A 16,325-nucleotide genomic window follows, 5' to 3' on the forward strand; every position below is an offset into this window, starting at 1 on the left:
TGGGCAGGACGTGCCGGACGTGCAGCGGACGCGTCAGCGCAGATCGCCGGCGAGCGAGGCGGTCACGTCCGCATCCACGCGCTGCGCCGGCATCGTGTAGGCCGGGTGATCGCAGCCGATCGACAGCGCCGCCCCGCCCTTGAGCGCCGCGCGCATCGGCGCGCCGAGCTCGAAGCGCAGGAAGTGCACGGCCGACGTCTTCTCGGCGTTGTCGCGCTCGAGATCCTCGTCGGCGATCGCGTAGACGCTCGCATGCCCGTCGACCTGCAGGTACACGCGATCCTCGATGCCGATCAGCCGCGCGAGCGCCGCGCGCCGTTCGAGCTCGTGCTCGTACTCGATCTGCATCGTCGCCTTCAGGTTCGTGCCGTCGGGCACGAGCGGCAGATACGCTTCCAGCTCGCCTTCGATGCCGGCCTGGTCGAAGATCTTCTCGATGTGCAGCATCTCCTGGATCTGATAGCGGATCGTCGTCTCGTCCTCGAACAGCAAGCGCAGGTGATTGCCGAGCGCCACCGCGCGGCGGCGCTTGTACGCGACGAGCCGCGCGTGTTCGGCCTTGCGGATCTTCGCGTACGCTTCGAGCGTCAGCAGGGAATCGCGGGTCAACGTCATGGGAGAGCCTCGTGGGTCGGCCGGCGGCGGCTCAGATGCCGTACGCGCGGCGCAGCAGCGTGAGCGGATGGGCGAGCGGCGCGGATGGCAACCCCTTGTCGTCGATGCCCTGCACGATGTGATGGCCGGCCAGCGCGCAGTCCGACGACACGAAATCCGGCTGCGGTTCGGCCATCGCCTTGAACACGGGCCCGCCGATCCGCATCGCGTCCGCGTGAAATTCCTTCTTCACGCCGAACGTGCCCGCGTGGCCCGAGCAGCGCTCGACGACATTCACGCGCGTATCGGGCACGAGCGACAGCGCGTCGGCCGTCTTGCGGCCGATGTTCTGCACGCGCGCATGGCACGGCACGTGATACGAAACGGTGCCGAGGCCCGTCTTGAAATCGGTCTTCAGCAGTCCGTCGCGATGCCGAGCGATCACGTATTCGAACGGATCCCAGAATGCTTCGGCCACCGCGCGCACTGCTTCGTCGCCGGGGAACATCAGCGGCAGCTCGCTCTTGTACATCAGCACGCAGCTCGGGATCGCGCCGATCAGCGCATAGCCTTCGCGCGCGTAGCGTTCGAGCACGGGCAGGTTCACGTCCTTCTTCGCGGCCACGCCGGCGAGATTGCCCTGCTCGAGCAGCGGCATCCCGCAGCAGGCTTCGCGCGTGACGAGTTCGTACGGGATGTCATTGTGCGCGAGGATCGCGAGCAGGTCGTGGCCGATGCCGGGCTCGTTGAAATTCACGTAGCAGGTCGCGTAGATCGCGACCTTGCCGGGCGTGCGTTCGCCGTCGCGCACCGGCAAGCCGTCCGAGGGCCTCGCCGTGCGCCGGAACTTGCGCGGCGCGAATTCCGGCAGCCACGCATGGCGATCGACACCGAGTGTCGCCTCGAGCGCGTGGCGCGCGGGCGGCGTGCGGTTCACCGCGTTCACCGCCTGCGTGACGATCGGTATGCCGGCGAAGTGGCCAAGCGCGTCGGTGTTCGACAGCACCTTGTCGCGCAGCGTCGCTTCGCCACGCTGGTAGCGCGCGGCCTTGCCGCGCAGCATCAGGTGCGGGAAGTCGACGTTCCATGCATGCGGCGGCACGTACGGGCATTTCGTCATGTAGCAGAGGTCGCACAGGTAGCACTGGTCGACGACCTTGCCGAACGCTTCCTTCGGCACCTCCTCGATATCGCCCATCGGCGTGTCGTCGACCAGATCGAACAGCGTCGGAAACGCGCCGCACAACGACACACAGCGCCGGCATCCGGCGCAGATGTCGAACACGCGCGTCATTTCAGCATCGATCGCGGCCTGGTCGTAGAACGCATCGGACTGCCAGTCGAGCGGATGCCGGGTCGGGGCTTCGAGACTGCCTTCCTTGTGGGGCATGGGGCGCTCCAGCGTGGCGCGCATGCGCGCCAGCGCCGCCCGCACGATGCGGGCAGCGATGAACGAACAGCCGGCCGCTTGCCGGTCGCACGGCCTGCCGTGCGGCCCGCGGGCGGCCCGTCAGTCGACGAGACTGTCCAGCGCCTTCGTGTAGCGGTTCGCGTGGCTGCGCTCAGCCTTCGCGAGCGTCTCGAACCAGTTCGCGATTTCGTCGAAGCCCTCGTCGCGCGCCGTCTTCGCCATGCCGGGATACATGTCGGTGTACTCGTGCGTTTCGCCGGCGATCGCCGATTCGAGATTCTGCCGCGATGAACCGAACGGCAAGCCCGTTGCCGGATCGCCGACGGCTTCCAGGTATTCGAGATGGCCGTGCGCATGGCCGGTTTCGCCTTCGGCGGTCGAGCGGAACAGCGCAGCGACGTCGTTCTGGCCTTCGACGTCAGCCTTCGAAGCGAAATACAGATAGCGCCGGTTCGCCTGCGATTCGCCCGCGAATGCGGCCTTCAGGTTCTCTTCGGTTTTGCTGCCCTTGAGCTGAGCCATTTGCGCCTCCGTTCGAGTCGGCGCGGCCGCATGCGAAGCCGGGCCGATCAGGTATGTGGGGAACGATGCGTGTGCCGGGGCGCGCGCATCGTGCTCTTCAATCTAGGCGTTCGCGTTCGCATCCCCCAATAGGCTTTTTCAATCCGGGCGATAGTGCTTGGCGGGGCCCGCTGCCGGGCGCGCTCGGGGCTCGGGGCTCGGGGCTCGGGGCTCGGGGCTCAGGGCTCAGGGCTCAGGGCTCAGGGCTCAGGGCTCAGGGCTCAGGGCTCAGGGCTCAGGGTGCGGAGTGCTGCGTGGGTCACGCGTCCGTCGCGCGCCTGAGCAGCAATTCGCGTTCGCGCTCGTTGCGCGTCAGTTCCGCCGCGCGGCGGAATTCGGCCTTCGCCTCGTCGGCGCGGCCGAGCTTCGCCAGCAGGTCGCCGCGCACGCTCGGCAGCCAGTGATAGCGCGCGAGCGCGGGATCGTCGCGCAGCGCGTCGACGAGTTCGAGCGCCGCCGCGGGCCCGAACGCCATCCCCACGGCCACCGCGCGATTCAGCTCGACGACGGGCGACGGTGCGACTTCGGCAAGCGCGTCATACAGCGCGACGATCTGCGCCCAGTCCGTATCCGACGCCTGCCGCGCGCGCGCGTGGCAGGCCGCCAGCGCGGCCTGCAGCGCATACGGCCCGCGTACGCCGCCGAGCTTCGTCGCGCGGTCGAGCGCCGCGAGGCCGCGCCGGATCAGCAGCGGATCCCAGCGGCTGCGATCCTGGTCGAGCAGCAGCACGGGCCGGCCCTGCGCGTCGGTGCGCGCATGCATGCGCGACGCCTGCAGCTCCATCAGCGCGACGAGCCCGAGCACCTCGCTCTCGTCCGGCGCGAGCCCGGCCAGCACGCGGCCGAGCCGCAACGCCTCGTCGCACAGCGCCGGGCGCGTCCAGTCGTCGCCCGAGGTCGCCGCATGGCCTTCGTTGAACACGAGATAGATCACTTCGAGCACCGACGCGAGCCGCGCGGGCCGCGCATCGGCAGCCGGCACCTCGAACGGCACGTGGGCCGCCGCGAGCGTGCGCTTGGCGCGCACGATCCGCTGCGCGATCGTCGGCTCGGGCGTCAGGAACGCGCGCGCGATCTCGCCCGTCGTCAGCCCGCCGAGCAGCCGCAGCGTGAGCGCGACGCGCGCATCGGTCGACAGCACCGGGTGGCACGACGTGAAGATCAACCGCAGCAGGTCGTCGCCGATGTCGTCGCTCGCGTCGACGAACGCCTCCGCGATGTCGGGGACGACATGCGCTTCGAGCGCGTCCATCTCGTGGCCGAGTTGGTCGCGCTTCGCCGCGTGGAGCGACTCCTGACGGACACGATCGAGTGCGCGACGCTTCACGGCCGTCATCAGCCATGCGGCCGGGTTGTCGGGCACGCCGTCGACGGGCCAGTGCTCGAGCGCCGCGACGAGCGTGTCCTGCGCCAGTTCCTCGGCCACGCCGACGTCGCGCACCACGCGCGCGGCGCGCGCGATGATCTTGGGCGCCTCGATCCGCCAGACCGCTTCAATCGCACGGTGAGTCGCGTCACGCGTCACGGCGCCTGCCCCTCGGCGGACGCGTCCAGCGGCATGGCCATCAGCTCCCAGGCATGGCCGTCCGGATCGTCGAACCCGTGGCCGTACATGTTCGGGTACTCGCGCGGCGCTTGCGGCGCGGATCCGCCGGCCGCCAGCGCCTTTGCGACGATCGCGTCGACTTCGGCGCGGCTTTCGCACGACAGGCACGACAGGACCTGCACCTGCGTTGCCGGATCGATGATGGTTTTACCGGTGAACGTCTGGAAAAACGGACGCACGAGCAGCATCGCGAAGATCGTGTCGCTGATCTTGATGCAGGCGGCCTGGTCGTTGGTATAGGCCGGCACGACTTCGAAGCCGAGCGCCTGGTAGAACGCCTTCGAGCGCGGCAGGTCGGCCACGGGCAGGTTGATGAAGACCATCTTGTGCATGTCGGGTGCTCCCCGTGAAGTTGGATTCAGGTGGGCAATCAATCAGGCGCCGGCACGGCCGACGTGGAGCTCGCGGAAGCGCTCGACCGCGTCGCTCGGCGTGAGGTCGTCAAGCTCGAACAGCGGCCGCACCTCGATCTCGCAATCCATCTCGGCGCCGAACGGCGCGGGGAACCGGCGCGTCCATTCGAGCGCTTCGTCGCGCGAACGCACCTGGATCAGCGTATAGCCGGCAATCAGTTCCTTCGTTTCGGCGAACGGGCCGTCGACCACGGTGCCCTTGCCGCCCGAGTAGCGCACCCGCCAGCCGTTCGCGCTCGGGCGCAGCCCGTTCGCGTCGAGCAGCACGCCGGCCCTGGCCAGTTCCTCGTGATAGACGGTCATGGCCTCGACCAGCCGGTTGTCCGGCAACGCGTCGGACTCGCTGACGGCGTTCGCCCGGATCATGATCATGAATCGCATCGTTCACTCCTTGTCGTCGTTGAAAGGCGGCGCCCATTCGTCGGCGCCTTATCCGGACGACGTCCGGAAGACAACCGGATCGACATATTCCGCGACACATCAGGGTAAATACCGAGTCGCGGCCTTCACAGAAAGCACGGGCCGACCGCGCGCACCTCGACCGTGCACCATTGCGCGGCCGGACACTGGCGCGCGATCTCGATCGCTTCCTCGCGCGTATCGACGTCGACGATGAAGAAGCCGCCGACCATCTCCTTCGCCTCCGCGAACGGGCCGTCGAGCAGGCGCGTCTCGCCGTCGCGCACCTGCACGCGCGTACCGCGTTCGGAACGCTCCAGCGACTCGACGCCGCGCAGCACGCCGCGCGCCTTGAGCGTCTCGGCGAAATCGACCATCCGCGCGTACAGCGCCTGACCTTCGTCGAGTGTGCGTTCGGCGCGCTGGTCGGTCGGCTCGACAATCAACAGCATGTAAGACATGGGCTTCTCCTGTGGGAACGGGGCGCGGCAGCGGTCGCTGCGATCGGGATGCGCCGACCGATGCAAAAGCGTAGCAGCCGCCGTGCGGCTTGCATCGTCGGCCAATCGGCACTGGCCGGACGGCCAATTCGGCCGCTTCCTGACATTTTGCCGTCAAGATGTCTTCCCGAACCGTCGGATTTTCTTCCTGTGGACCGTCCCATGTCACGCCTGCTTGGCCCGCTTGCCGTTGCACCGTTCATCGCCCTGGCGACCCTCGCCGCCCTCGCCGCCCTCGCTGCCCGGCCGGCCGCGGCCGCGCCGCCGGTCAGCGCCGGCTGCGGCGGCGCAACCACGCCGATTGCCGAACTCCGCAGCGCCGGCGGCCCGTCGCCGCTGGCCGGTCAAACCACCTCGATCGAAGCGGTCGTCACGGCGGCGTTCGGCGGTGCCGACGGCCTCGGCGGCTTCTTCGTCCAGCAGGCCGACGCACAGCGGCGGCACCGACCGGGCATCCCGGAAGGCGTGTTCGTGTATGCGCCGAACGCACGCGCGAAGGCCGGCGATCTCGTGCATCTCACGGGCCGGGTCGACGAGCAATACGGTCGGACGCAATTCACGCTGTCGGGCGGCGTGACCGTCTGCGCACGCGGGCAGACAGTCACGCCTGCAACGCTCACGCTGCCGGTCGCCACGCCATCCGTGCTGAGCGCGCTTGAAGGCATGCGGGTGCGCCTGCCGCAAACCCTGACGGTCAGCGATACCCACGAACTCGGCCGCTACGGCAGCGTCGTCCTCAGCAACGGCCGGCTGCGCATCCCGACCCACGTCGCGCCGCCGGCCGAGGCCGCCGCGATCACGCATGCGAACGCACGCAACCGCATCGTGCTCGACGACGGCTCGAACCGCCGCGACCCCGCGACCGTGCGCTATCCGCCGCCCGCGCTGAGTGCCGCCAACACGCTGCGCGCGGGCTATACGGTTCGCGGCATCGAAGGCGTGATCGAACTGCGTTACGGCACGTGGCGGCTGCAACCGGTTGCCGGCGCGGCGCCGGTATTCGATGCCGCCGCGAACCCGCGTACCGATGCGCCGGTCCGGCATCCCGATGCCGACGTGCGCATCGTGTCGTTCAACGTATTCAACTATTTCAACGGCGACGGGAATGGTGGCGGATTCGATGCCCCGGCCAATCGCGGTGCGAAAACGCCCGCCGCGTTCGCGCGACAGGAGGCGAAGATCGTCGCGGCGTTGCACGCGCTGCGTGCCGACGTGATCGGGCTGATGGAAATCGCGAATAACGGCTACGGCAACGCGAGCGCCGTGCGGCGTCTCGCCGCGCAGCTCGGCGACGGCTGGCGCGTCGTCGATCCCGGCACCGCGCGGCTCGGCCGCGATGCGATCGCGGTCGCACTGCTGTACGACAGCCGCACGGTCGAGCCGGCCGGGCGCGCCGCGACCGTCGCACTCGGCGGCCGGCACCGCCCGCCGCTCACGCAGACATTCCGGCGCATCGGCGGCACGCGCGCCTTCACGGTCGCGGTCAATCACCTGAAATCGAAGAACTGCCCGAACGCGACCGGCGTCGATCGTGACCAGTCGGACGGCCAGGGCTGCTGGAATGCGGCGCGCACGCGAGCCGCCGCGCGCATCGCCGATTGGCTCGCCACGTCGCCGACCGGCACCACGGCCGAAGGCGTACTCCTGATCGGCGACCTGAACAGCTACGCGAAGGAAGATCCGCTGCGCGCGCTCGAATCGCGCGGCTATGCGAACCTGGTGCCCCGCTTCGTCGGCGATGCTGCGTACAGCTACGTATTTCGCGGCGAAGCCGGCAGCCTCGACCACGCGCTCGCCACGCCGGCGCTCGCCGCGCGCGTGAAGGCCGTGCACGTCTGGCATATCAACGCCGACGAACCGGTGGCCCTGCAACCCGTGCCCGATTACAAAACGTCCGCGCAACGGTCGACTTATTACGCACCCGACGCGTACCGGTCATCGGATCACGATCCCGTCGTGATCGACGTCGCGCTTGGCGACGGCGGCACGTTCGCCGCCCCGGGCACGAACCGTGCTCGTCAACCACGCGGCGACTAGTGCATTTGCATCAGCACAAGGCCTGCAACGGCACTATTTACCTGATGGCCCCGGCGACGCGATATTTACCGCACCTTCACCGCGTACCGCAACCCGGTACGCCGCTTCGTCCGGAAAGCGAATTTTTTTCAATCGCCGCGCTGCCCCGTGCGGCGGGGCAGCGCGGCAATCCTGCCGACGAATTGAAAATTTGTCTCGAAACAAAATCGGGCCAAGTGAATCACACCAGTTGCTGGGATTCATCTTATCTTCAAATTTAACTTGAATCGAAGGAGGATCAACACCATGGCGCTCACCGACTCGATCGAACACAAGCTGGACCGCGGCCTGTCCGACATTCGTCGCACGGGCCGGCGCGTGGGACGCACGACGCGCTCGGCCGCCCGCGACCTGCATGCCGACGTCACCGACGATCTGCGCGGGCTGGTCGACGAACTGGAAGATCTGCTGAAAAACGATGGCGATGGCGATATCGCCGCGCTGCGCAAGCGCGTGCAATCCAGGCTCGATGAAGCGCGCAGCGCGCTCGACCATGCGTCGGGCAGCGCGGCCGCCCGGCTGCGCGAATCGGCCGAACGCGTGTCGCAGGTCGTACAAGACAACCCGTGGCAAACCGCCGGCGTCGTCGCCGGCCTCGCGTTCGTTGCGGGCCTGCTCCTCGCCCGCCGTTGAACGGAGCCGGCCGCCCCGCTGCCCGCCCCGACCGTCCTCAATCAGACAACGAAGGAGAAACGCCATGCAGAAGACCCTTGCCATGAAAGCCGCCGCCGCCGTCCTGCTCGGCGGCCTCGCGCTCGCCGGCTGCACGACCACCCCGGACAAACCGGAAGGCGCCGCGGCCAGCGCGTCGAAGCGCCAGTCGATCGACGCCAGCGTCAACGCGACGCTGTCGCGTCTCTATTCGACGGTGCCGGGTTCGCGTGAACTCGTCGCGAAATCGCGCGGCGTGCTCGTGTTCCCGAACGTGCTGCAGGCCGGCTTCATCGTCGGCGGCCAGTCGGGCAACGGCGCGCTGCGCGTCGGCGGCAGCACGGTCGGCTACTACAACACGTCGTCGCTGTCGGTCGGCCTGCAGGCCGGCGCGCAGTCGAAGGCGATCGTGTTCCTGTTCATGACGCAGGATGCGCTCGACTCGTTCCGCAGGTCCGAAGGCTGGGCCGCAGGCGCCGACGCATCGGTCGCAGTCGTGAAGGTCGGCGCGAACGGCGCGGTCGATACGACCACGGCCACCGCCCCGGTCGAGGTGCTGATCCTGACCAACGCGGGCCTGATGGGCGACCTGTCGGTGAACGGCACCAAGGTCACGAAGCTCAATATCTGACGATGCGGCACGCGGCGTCGCGCCGCGTTTGCTTCCCGGCAGCGCCGCGGCCCCGGCCGCGGCGTTTTCGCATGTGCCTCCCGCAGCGGCTATGATGGCGGCACCTTTGCGGGCATACTCCGCTTCGGGCCGCCCCGCAGCGCATTTCGCCGCGAACCCGTGACGATCGCGAACCGATCGTGCGCGGGGCAACGAGATTCAATCAAACCACGCATCAATCTGCGCGAATGTCATCCATGGAAAGCGGACACGACCACCAAAAATTCTTCTATTTCCTGCTGGCCGCGGTCACCGTCGGACTCTGCTGGATCCTCGCGCCGTTTTCCGGAGCCGTGTTCTGGGGCACCATTCTCGCGATCCTGTTCCAGCCCGTGCAGCGCTGGCTCGCCGCACGCTTCGGCAAGCGGCGCAACCTGGCCGCGCTCGTGACGCTGTCGCTGATCGTGCTGATCGTGATCCTCCCGCTCGTGTTCGTCGCCGCGACGCTCGTGCAGGAAATCGCGTACGTGTACCAGGAAATCAAGACCGCGCAGCCGAACTATTCGCAATACTTCCAGGACATCATCCACGCGCTACCGTCGTCGATCCAGCACCTGCTGCAGAAATACGGGTTGGGCAACCTCCCGGGCATCCAGAAGAAGCTGACCGACGGCGCTGCACAGATCAGCCAGCTTGCGGCAACGCAGGCACTCAGCATCGGCCAGAACACGTTCCAGTTCGTCGTGAGCTTCGGCGTGATGCTGTACATGGTGTTCTTCCTGTTGCGCGACGGCGGCGAGATCGGCCGCCGCGTGCGCCGCGCGCTGCCGCTCGACGAAGAGCACAAGAACCTGCTGCTGGCGAAATTCACGACGGTCGTGCGCGCGACGGTGAAGGGCAACATCGCGGTCGCGCTCGTGCAGGGCGCGCTCGGCGGCCTGATCTTCTGGATCCTCGGGATCGAAGGCGTCGTGCTGTGGGGCGCGCTGATGGCGTTCCTGTCGCTGCTGCCCGCGATCGGCGCGAGCCTCGTCTGGGTGCCCGCGGCGCTCTACTTCCTGATGATCGGCGCGTTCTGGAAATGCGCGATCCTCGTCGCGTTCTGCGTGGGCGTGATCGGCCTCGTCGACAACCTGCTGCGCCCGATCCTCGTCGGCAAGGACACGAAGATGCCCGACTGGGTCGTGCTGATCTCGACGCTCGGCGGAATGGCGCTGTTCGGCATCACCGGCTTCGTGATCGGGCCGCTCGTCGCCGCGCTGTTCATGGCGAGCTGGGACATCTACGCACGGTCCGAACAGGGCGAATGACGCCTCGCGCGGCCGTGTGCCGCGCACCTCTGCAAGCACGCGCCGTCACGGATGACGAATGCGAATCACGACGGGCGCCACGGCGCCCGTTTCCTCGTCCGCCGCCAGCATCATCACGCCGCCATACGGACCCACGCGATACGTGCGGCCCGACACCAGCGGCACGCTTCGATCGTCGTGCGCATCGCGCCACGTTGCACGCACACGCGAAGCGATATCCGGTGCGAACGGCGCACCGTCCGGCCCGACCAGCGCCACATGGGCACCCGGCAAACGCCGGCCGTGCGCATCGAACCGCAGCGTGGCCGCCGCCTCGCCGTTCGCTACCTCGCGCCCTTCGACCACCACGCCCGACCGCGCGTCGAGCGTCACGTCGTAGAGATCGACGAGCGCGCCCGTGAAGCGCACGTCACCGCCCGACGCAGCGTGCCCGGCCGCCCCGGCATTCGACATCGCGAACGCCACGCCAAGCCCGATCGCCATCCTTCGCACGGCACCGGCGCACCGCACCGTTCGATTGCGCATCGCCACCGATGCCGCCCGCTTCGCGTCGTTTCGCATGTTTCTTCTCCCTTGGCGTGACCAGAAAAAAGGCGGCGTGACGCGTCGGTCACGCCGCCTGTCTGCTGGCAATCACTTTAGGGAGAGACGTCCGGACAATATATGGGACAAGTCCGAAACTAAGGCCCGGTTGTTCGAACGCACCGCGTTCGACACCGGCTCGCCGCGCGAGCGTACGAACGGCATCGCACGCTGCGCGGCGGGCCGGTCACGCGTCGGGATCGACGCGCAGCACGAGCTTGCCGCGATGGTCGCCGTCGAACAGGCGATTCAGCACGTCGGGCGCATTCTCGAGGCCGTCCGCCACCGTCTCCTCGGCCTTGAGCCGGCCGTCGCGCAGCCAGCCCGCGAGCGTCTGCACGGCCTCGCGGCTCTTGCGATAGTCGAGGATCAGGAAGCCGCGCATCGTCAGCCGCTTCGAGATCAACACGCCGACGTCGTCCGCCGCGCGCCCGCTGTTGTAATTCGAGATCACGCCGCACAGCGCGACGCGCCCGCCGATCACCATCCGCGACAGCACCGCGCGCATCACCTCGCCGCCTACATTTTCGAAGTTCACATGCACGCCATCCGGCGTCGCCGCTTTCAGCTGCTGACGGAAATCGTCGGCCTTGTAGTCGACGGCCGCGTCGAAGCCGAGCGTCTCGGTCAGATAGCGGCACTTGTCCGCGCCGCCCGCGATGCCGACCACGCGCGCGCCGTGGATCTTGCCGATCTGCCCGGCGATCGAGCCGACCGAGCCGGCCGCCGCCGATACCACGAGCGTCTCGCCCGGCTGCACCGGCGCGATGTCCGTCAGCCCGTAGTACGCGGTCAGCCCGCTCATCCCGCACGCGCCGAGCAGCGTCGGCAACGACAGGCCCGTCTCCGCAGGCAGCTTCACGAGCTGCGCGGCCTGGTCGGCCGGCACGACCGCGTAGTCCTGCCAGCCGACGAGCCCCTGCACGAGATCGCCTTCCGCGAACCCCGCATGGCGCGACGCCACCACGCGCCCGATGCCGAGCGCGCGCATCACCTCGCCGATCGCGACGGGCGGCAGGTACTGCGGCACGTCGCTCATCCACACGCGGTTGGTCGGGTCCATCGACAGATACAGCACGCGCACGAGTACCTCGCCCTCCGCGAGCGCCGGCACCGGCGTCGCGACGAGCGAAAAGTGTTCGCGGCCGACCCGCCCTTCCGGGCGCGTCTTCAGCAGCAGTTGGCGGTTCACGGGTGTGGACACGATGTTCTCCTCCGGTCGTTGTTGTTCGGGATACGTATCAGACCGCGCACATGCCGCCGTCGACGACAAGTTCGGCGGCCGTCACGAAGCGGCTCTCGTCGGACGCGAGATACACGGCCGCATGCGCGACGTCGTCCGGCTCGCCGAGCCGGCGCAGCGGAATGCCGCGCGCGAGCTTGCGCGTCGCGTCGCGTTCGCCGAGCGACTGGAACAGCGGCTCGACGATCCCCGTGCGAATGAACGCCGGGTGAATCGAGTTGCAGCGCACGTCGATCTCGCGGCGTGCGCAGTCGATCGCGACCGACTTCGTCAGCGATGCGACCGCCGCCTTCGACGCGTTGTACGCGGTGAAATCCGGCTCGACCTTGAACGCGGCCACCGACGAGATGTTGATGATCGATGCGGGATGGCTTTCGGCCAGATACGACAGCGCATGCTTGCAGCCGAGCACGATGCTCTCGACGTTGATCGCCATCACGCGCCGCCATTCGTCCAGCTCGATCTGCGCGGGTGAGCCGATCGAGCCGACACCGGCGTTGTTGACGAGCACCGACAGCCCGCCCATCGCATCGACCGCCTGCGCGAGCAGCGCCTGCCAGCGCGCTTCGTCGCGCACGTCCTGCGTCGCGGCGAACGCGACCGGCGTCGCGTGGCCCGCATTGAGTTCCTGCGCGAACGCGTCGAGCACCGCCGCGTCGGCGATGTCGGTCACGAACACGCGCGCGCCCTGCTCGACCATCCGGCGCGCGATCGCACGGCCGAGGCCGCCCGCGGCGCCCGTGATATATGCGCACTTGCCGGCAAGGCGCGAAGAAACGGCTGTCATGTGACCTGCTCCTGTCGTGAATCGTCGTCGCGGAACGCTGCCGCGACGGGTTTGCCGTGCCTGTTCCGGCCGACCCGGGCCGGTTGACCGTGCCTCGACATCACGAGGCGCCGCACGGTTTACGCGAGTATATCGGCGTGCCGGACGGGCCGGGCAGCCTGCCCCGGTTGAACGACAGCCAGCGTACGCGAATGCCGCCAATCGATGAAATGAATAATCGTTATGCCCGGTCATAGGTGCCGTTCATGACCCTCGTGTGCCGGCGCGCCCGCACGGGCCGGCGGCGCTCGCCCGTCATGTCGACCGGCCGGTTCGTTGATGCAGGGCATGACGGAGCGCCGCGTTCCGCGCAGACGCAGACGCGAAAGCAATCGGGAAGACGAACCGTGTGGAATCGCGCAACCGCCGGGCGAAGGCCGGCGGCAAGAAAGCGGTGCCGGCGCGCCGCGACCGGCTGCCGTCAGAAGCCGTCGCCCGACGGCGCGCGCACGAACGCGCAGAGTTGCGGCGAGTGGGTATCGATCATCTGCTGGAACGGCGCACGGTGCCCGTACGCGATGCCGGACACGAGCAGCAGGCAGACGGCCGCGACGCGCGGCGAGAATGCACGTTGCCGCGCGCCGTCGTAGCCGCGCAGGAACACCAGCGCGACCATCGCGCCGAGCATCCAGCCGACGATCACTTCCGGCACGGTGTGCGAATGATCGAACACGCGCGCGACGGCCGTAACCGCGCCCACGGCCAGCCCGGCCGCGATGCCGGGCGCCTTGCCCGGCCGGAACGCCTGCCACAGCATCGACAGCGCGACGGTCCACACGGACGTCGACAGCATCGTATGGCCGCTGATCACGCGGAAATCGAATTGCGGCAGCTCGATGCCGCACCCGGCATAGAGGATCTTGGTGGCACCGACGAGGCCCATGCCGGCGGCGAGCAGCACGCCCCAGCGGACGGCGAGGCGCCAGTCGGTCAGCGCGAACCACGCCGCGCACGTCAGCGCGATCGGCAAGGTCAGCGCGGCATCGCCGATGTTGCTGATTTCACTCCACATAACGGACTTCGGACAACGATCGAAAGGCCGCAGTTTACCGCATGCGCGCCGCGCGACTGTGTCAGCCTGTGACAGGCTGTATCAGCCCGCGACACCGGTAATCAGCAACAGGTTCGTGCCGGTGATGACGGCGAACAGCGCCCACGCGGCAAATTGCATCCCGCGCCCGATCGTGTGCTCGCCCATCGTGTTGCGATCGCTGACCGAGCGGATCAGCGGCCACATCGCGAACGGGAGCTGCAGGCTCAGCAGCACCTGGCTCCACACCAGCAACTGCCCGACCGAGCCGTCGCCGAGCCACAGCACGCCGATCAGCGCCGGCACGAGGGCGAGCCCGCGCGTGATCAGCCGGCGCTGGTAGCACGGGATCTTCGCATGCAGGAAGCCGTCCATGATCACCTGGCCGGCGATCGTGCCGGTCAGCGTCGAGCTCTGCCCCGACGCGAGCAGCGCAATGCCGAACAGCAGCGCGGCAGCGCCGCCCGCGATCGGCGTAATCAGTTTGTAGGCCTGCTCGATGTCGGTCACGTTGTGCTGACCCGTCGCATGGAATGCCGCGCCCGCGACAACCAGGATCGCCGCGTTGACGAGCATCGCGACGAACAGCGACACGCAGGTATCGATCCGCACCAGCGCGAGCGTGTCGCGGATCATCCCGCGCGCGCCGCCGACCACGCGCCGCGTCTGCACGACCGACGAATGCAGGTACAGGTTGTGCGGCATGATCGTCGCGCCGACGATGCCGAGCGCGAGCACGATCGCGTCCTTGCGGTCGTGGCCGGGATCGCCCGGCACCAGCCCGCCGGCCACCGCGTGCCAGTCGGGCGGCGTGATCGCGACCTGCGCGACGAAGCAGAACGCCATCGTCGCGATCAGCGCGAGCACGATCGCCTCGATCTGCCGAAACCCCTTGCCCTGCAGGCCGAGCACGATCACCGTGTCGAGCGCGGTCAGCACGATCCCCCATGCGAGCGGCACGCCGAGCAGCAGCTTGAACGCGAGCGCGCAGCCGAGGACTTCCGCGATGTCGCACGCGACGATCGACACTTCGGCGGTCACCCACTGCACGATGCGGCCGAACCGGCCGTAGCGGTCGTAGCTCGCCTGCGCGAGATCCCTGCCGGCGACGAGGCCGAGCCGCGCCGCGAGCATCTGCAGGAAGATCGCCGCGAGGCTCGAGAACGCGACCACCCACAGCAGCGAATAGCCGAACTGCGAGCCGGCCTGGATGTCGGTCGCCCAGTTGCCGGGATCCATGTACCCGATCGCGACCAGCAGGCCGGGGCCGAAGAAGCGCTTGAGCTTCTGCCAGCGCGGCGCGCCGGCATCGATCGTGATGCTGCCCTTTACTTCCGACGGGCAGAAAGGGGCGGTGGCGGTAGTGGGGAGGAAGGACATGGAAACCGGGGATCGAAATCGCGACAGGACGATTCTACGGGTATCCGCCCGGTTTTCTCCCGCGCGGCCTCGCACGCGGCGCAACGCCCCCCGGCGCCATCGCAGCGCCCCCCGTCCGCATCGGCCGGCGTCGCGCCACGGGTGAGGATCCTTTCGCGCTCGGCGACGCGAAATTCGGTCGGCGACATCAGCATGCGCTGGCGAAACAGCTTCGCGAGCCGCTCGCCGCTGCCGAACCCGGTACGACGCGCGACTTTATCGGCCGGCAGCGTCGTGTGGACCAGCATGTGGCAGGCGCGCTCGAGCCGCACGTGCTGGACGAACTCGGTCGGCGTCACGCCGATTTCCTTCTTGAAGCGCCGCAGGAAGTTGCGCTCGCTCATCGCGGCAGCCTGGGCGGCGTTCGCGATCGAGATGCGGTTCACGCTCTGCGCGCGCAGCCGCTGCGCCGACATCCGGATCGACGGGCTCGCGCTCAGCTCGCGAAAGGCCCACATCGACTGCGGATAGCGTTGCTCGACCGGCCGCAGCAGGTTGCTGGCGATCTCCTGTGCGGCGCCGTCGCCCAGGTCGGCGCGGAACATGTCGAGCACGGCGGCAAACACGTCCGTTTCGCCGGCCTGCGCCTCGACCGTCGTGGCGCCCCGTCGCCCGGCCCGGCCGGGCCGCCCTTCGATCGCCGCCGACGGACGCCGCATGGCCGCGAGCGTGGGCAGATCCATCCCGTCGACGATCCAGCGCGCATGACGGCGAATGTCGGTGAGGCGACGCTGCAATGCGTCGTCCCAGTTGACGGCCGCGCGGTCACCGTGAAGATGAAAGAACGCGAGTGCGCGGCGGCCGTGCTCGTCGCCGAGCGGATCGGCCGCGATGCTCACGCCGGAGGACGACTGCAACAGCCCCCCGCTTTCGGATACGTACTTCAGCTGGTAGTCGGCACTGTGTGCGTTCAGGCGATTCGCCAGGTTGAAAGCCTCGCCAAGACGCGCGGCCTGGGCCAACGAAAATCCCGTACTCAAATAGATAACGACCCATCTCTGATCTGCTGCATTCACTGGCCAAGCCCCCGACTTGTTCGACTTCTTCTAATACCGTCGAACTGTCAGGCTTATATTTGGTTTAAATGCGTGCGA

The 16,325-nt window shown here is 68.3% G+C and carries 18 protein-coding genes; 5 read left to right on the forward strand and 13 right to left on the reverse strand.

Going from position 1 to position 16,325, the window contains the following annotated elements; translation table 11 throughout:
* Positions 1-33: 33 nt before the first annotated feature.
* The 7 genes from LGN17_RS03155 to LGN17_RS03185 all read right to left on the reverse strand — a co-directional run bounded on the left by LGN17_RS03155 (position 34) and on the right by LGN17_RS03185 (position 5,445).
* Entirely contained in the window at positions 34-615 is a 582-nt protein-coding gene (locus tag LGN17_RS03155; protein WP_226195109.1) for a DUF3501 family protein, read from the reverse strand.
* A 31-nt stretch (positions 616-646) separates the two neighbouring features.
* Complete coding sequence (locus LGN17_RS03160; RefSeq protein WP_175958470.1) at positions 647-1,984, reverse strand: heterodisulfide reductase-related iron-sulfur binding cluster; 1,338 nt, start codon at positions 1,982-1,984, stop codon at positions 647-649.
* A gap of 120 nt (positions 1,985-2,104) precedes the next feature.
* A complete protein-coding gene (locus LGN17_RS03165; protein ID WP_027791020.1) occupies positions 2,105-2,527 on the reverse strand; it encodes a rubrerythrin family protein in 423 nt (140 codons plus the stop codon).
* A 298-nt stretch (positions 2,528-2,825) separates the two neighbouring features.
* Positions 2,826-4,091: an RNA polymerase sigma factor gene (locus LGN17_RS03170; RefSeq protein ID WP_226195110.1), complete on the reverse strand. Its 1,266-nt coding sequence runs from the start codon at positions 4,089-4,091 to the stop codon at positions 2,826-2,828.
* Positions 4,088-4,504, reverse strand: coding sequence for a VOC family protein (locus LGN17_RS03175; RefSeq protein WP_226195111.1), 417 nt, complete (start codon positions 4,502-4,504; stop codon positions 4,088-4,090). Before LGN17_RS03175 ends, LGN17_RS03170 begins: the two co-directional genes overlap by 4 nt.
* A gap of 42 nt (positions 4,505-4,546) precedes the next feature.
* On the reverse strand, positions 4,547-4,966 hold the full coding sequence (locus tag LGN17_RS03180; protein ID WP_226195112.1) for a YciI family protein: 420 nt from the start codon (positions 4,964-4,966) through the stop codon (positions 4,547-4,549).
* Between the two features lie 125 nt (positions 4,967-5,091).
* Complete coding sequence (locus LGN17_RS03185) at positions 5,092-5,445, reverse strand: YciI family protein (protein ID WP_011355878.1); 354 nt, start codon at positions 5,443-5,445, stop codon at positions 5,092-5,094.
* A 201-nt stretch (positions 5,446-5,646) separates the two neighbouring features.
* On the opposite strand from LGN17_RS03185, the gene LGN17_RS03190 reads away from it, so the two are divergent.
* From LGN17_RS03190 to LGN17_RS03210, 5 genes are all read left to right on the forward strand, one after another.
* Entirely contained in the window at positions 5,647-7,521 is a 1,875-nt protein-coding gene (locus tag LGN17_RS03190; RefSeq protein WP_226195113.1) for an ExeM/NucH family extracellular endonuclease, read from the forward strand.
* Between the two features lie 5 nt (positions 7,522-7,526).
* Complete coding sequence (locus tag LGN17_RS03195) at positions 7,527-7,781, forward strand: hypothetical protein (RefSeq protein WP_226195114.1); 255 nt, start codon at positions 7,527-7,529, stop codon at positions 7,779-7,781.
* 25 nt (positions 7,782-7,806) lie between these two features.
* On the forward strand, positions 7,807-8,193 hold the full coding sequence (locus LGN17_RS03200; protein WP_069251033.1) for a DUF883 family protein: 387 nt from the start codon (positions 7,807-7,809) through the stop codon (positions 8,191-8,193).
* Positions 8,194-8,257: 64 nt separating this feature from the next.
* The gene (locus LGN17_RS03205; protein WP_226195115.1) at positions 8,258-8,842 is read left to right on the forward strand and encodes a YSC84-related protein; all 585 of its coding nucleotides are present in this window, start codon (positions 8,258-8,260) and stop codon (positions 8,840-8,842) included.
* A gap of 236 nt (positions 8,843-9,078) precedes the next feature.
* A complete protein-coding gene (locus LGN17_RS03210) occupies positions 9,079-10,131 on the forward strand; it encodes an AI-2E family transporter (protein ID WP_175957532.1) in 1,053 nt (350 codons plus the stop codon).
* A 45-nt stretch (positions 10,132-10,176) separates the two neighbouring features.
* Here LGN17_RS03210 and LGN17_RS03215 read toward each other — a convergent pair whose 3' ends face one another.
* From LGN17_RS03215 to LGN17_RS03240, 6 genes are all read right to left on the reverse strand, one after another.
* Complete coding sequence (locus tag LGN17_RS03215) at positions 10,177-10,692, reverse strand: thioesterase (protein WP_226195116.1); 516 nt, start codon at positions 10,690-10,692, stop codon at positions 10,177-10,179.
* Between the two features lie 208 nt (positions 10,693-10,900).
* Positions 10,901-11,917: an NADP-dependent oxidoreductase gene (locus LGN17_RS03220; RefSeq protein WP_226195117.1), complete on the reverse strand. Its 1,017-nt coding sequence runs from the start codon at positions 11,915-11,917 to the stop codon at positions 10,901-10,903.
* A gap of 37 nt (positions 11,918-11,954) precedes the next feature.
* Positions 11,955-12,743, reverse strand: coding sequence for an SDR family oxidoreductase (locus LGN17_RS03225; protein WP_226195118.1), 789 nt, complete (start codon positions 12,741-12,743; stop codon positions 11,955-11,957).
* A 460-nt stretch (positions 12,744-13,203) separates the two neighbouring features.
* Positions 13,204-13,794: a phosphatase PAP2 family protein gene (locus tag LGN17_RS03230; protein ID WP_226195119.1), complete on the reverse strand. Its 591-nt coding sequence runs from the start codon at positions 13,792-13,794 to the stop codon at positions 13,204-13,206.
* An 81-nt stretch (positions 13,795-13,875) separates the two neighbouring features.
* The gene (locus LGN17_RS03235; RefSeq protein ID WP_226195120.1) at positions 13,876-15,192 is read right to left on the reverse strand and encodes an Nramp family divalent metal transporter; all 1,317 of its coding nucleotides are present in this window, start codon (positions 15,190-15,192) and stop codon (positions 13,876-13,878) included.
* Positions 15,141-16,193, reverse strand: coding sequence for a helix-turn-helix domain-containing protein (locus tag LGN17_RS03240; RefSeq protein ID WP_226195121.1), 1,053 nt, complete (start codon positions 16,191-16,193; stop codon positions 15,141-15,143). The genes LGN17_RS03235 and LGN17_RS03240 overlap by 52 nt, the downstream gene beginning before the upstream one ends.
* Positions 16,194-16,325 lie beyond the last annotated feature (132 nt).

The organism is Burkholderia sp. AU30280 (assembly GCF_020420125.1).
GTDB lineage: Bacteria > Pseudomonadota > Gammaproteobacteria > Burkholderiales > Burkholderiaceae > Burkholderia.

What these genes read in the sequence shown, in the direction of transcription:
- LGN17_RS03155 (WP_226195109.1), bottom strand. Translation starts at nt 615, where the DNA reads ATGACGTTGACCCGCGATTCCCTGCTGACGCTCGAAGCGTACGCGAAG.
- LGN17_RS03160 (WP_175958470.1), bottom strand. Translation starts at nt 1,984, where the DNA reads ATGCCCCACAAGGAAGGCAGTCTCGAAGCCCCGACCCGGCATCCGCTC.
- LGN17_RS03165 (WP_027791020.1), bottom strand. Translation starts at nt 2,527, where the DNA reads ATGGCTCAGCTCAAGGGCAGCAAAACCGAAGAGAACCTGAAGGCCGCA.
- LGN17_RS03175 (WP_226195111.1), bottom strand. Translation starts at nt 4,504, where the DNA reads ATGCACAAGATGGTCTTCATCAACCTGCCCGTGGCCGACCTGCCGCGC.
- LGN17_RS03180 (WP_226195112.1), bottom strand. Translation starts at nt 4,966, where the DNA reads ATGCGATTCATGATCATGATCCGGGCGAACGCCGTCAGCGAGTCCGAC.
- LGN17_RS03185 (WP_011355878.1), bottom strand. Translation starts at nt 5,445, where the DNA reads ATGTCTTACATGCTGTTGATTGTCGAGCCGACCGACCAGCGCGCCGAA.
- LGN17_RS03190 (WP_226195113.1), top strand. Translation starts at nt 5,647, where the DNA reads ATGTCACGCCTGCTTGGCCCGCTTGCCGTTGCACCGTTCATCGCCCTG.
- LGN17_RS03200 (WP_069251033.1), top strand. Translation starts at nt 7,807, where the DNA reads ATGGCGCTCACCGACTCGATCGAACACAAGCTGGACCGCGGCCTGTCC.
- LGN17_RS03205 (WP_226195115.1), top strand. Translation starts at nt 8,258, where the DNA reads ATGCAGAAGACCCTTGCCATGAAAGCCGCCGCCGCCGTCCTGCTCGGC.
- LGN17_RS03210 (WP_175957532.1), top strand. Translation starts at nt 9,079, where the DNA reads ATGGAAAGCGGACACGACCACCAAAAATTCTTCTATTTCCTGCTGGCC.
- LGN17_RS03215 (WP_226195116.1), bottom strand. Translation starts at nt 10,692, where the DNA reads ATGCGAAACGACGCGAAGCGGGCGGCATCGGTGGCGATGCGCAATCGA.
- LGN17_RS03225 (WP_226195118.1), bottom strand. Translation starts at nt 12,743, where the DNA reads ATGACAGCCGTTTCTTCGCGCCTTGCCGGCAAGTGCGCATATATCACG.
- LGN17_RS03230 (WP_226195119.1), bottom strand. Translation starts at nt 13,794, where the DNA reads ATGTGGAGTGAAATCAGCAACATCGGCGATGCCGCGCTGACCTTGCCG.
- LGN17_RS03235 (WP_226195120.1), bottom strand. Translation starts at nt 15,192, where the DNA reads ATGTCCTTCCTCCCCACTACCGCCACCGCCCCTTTCTGCCCGTCGGAA.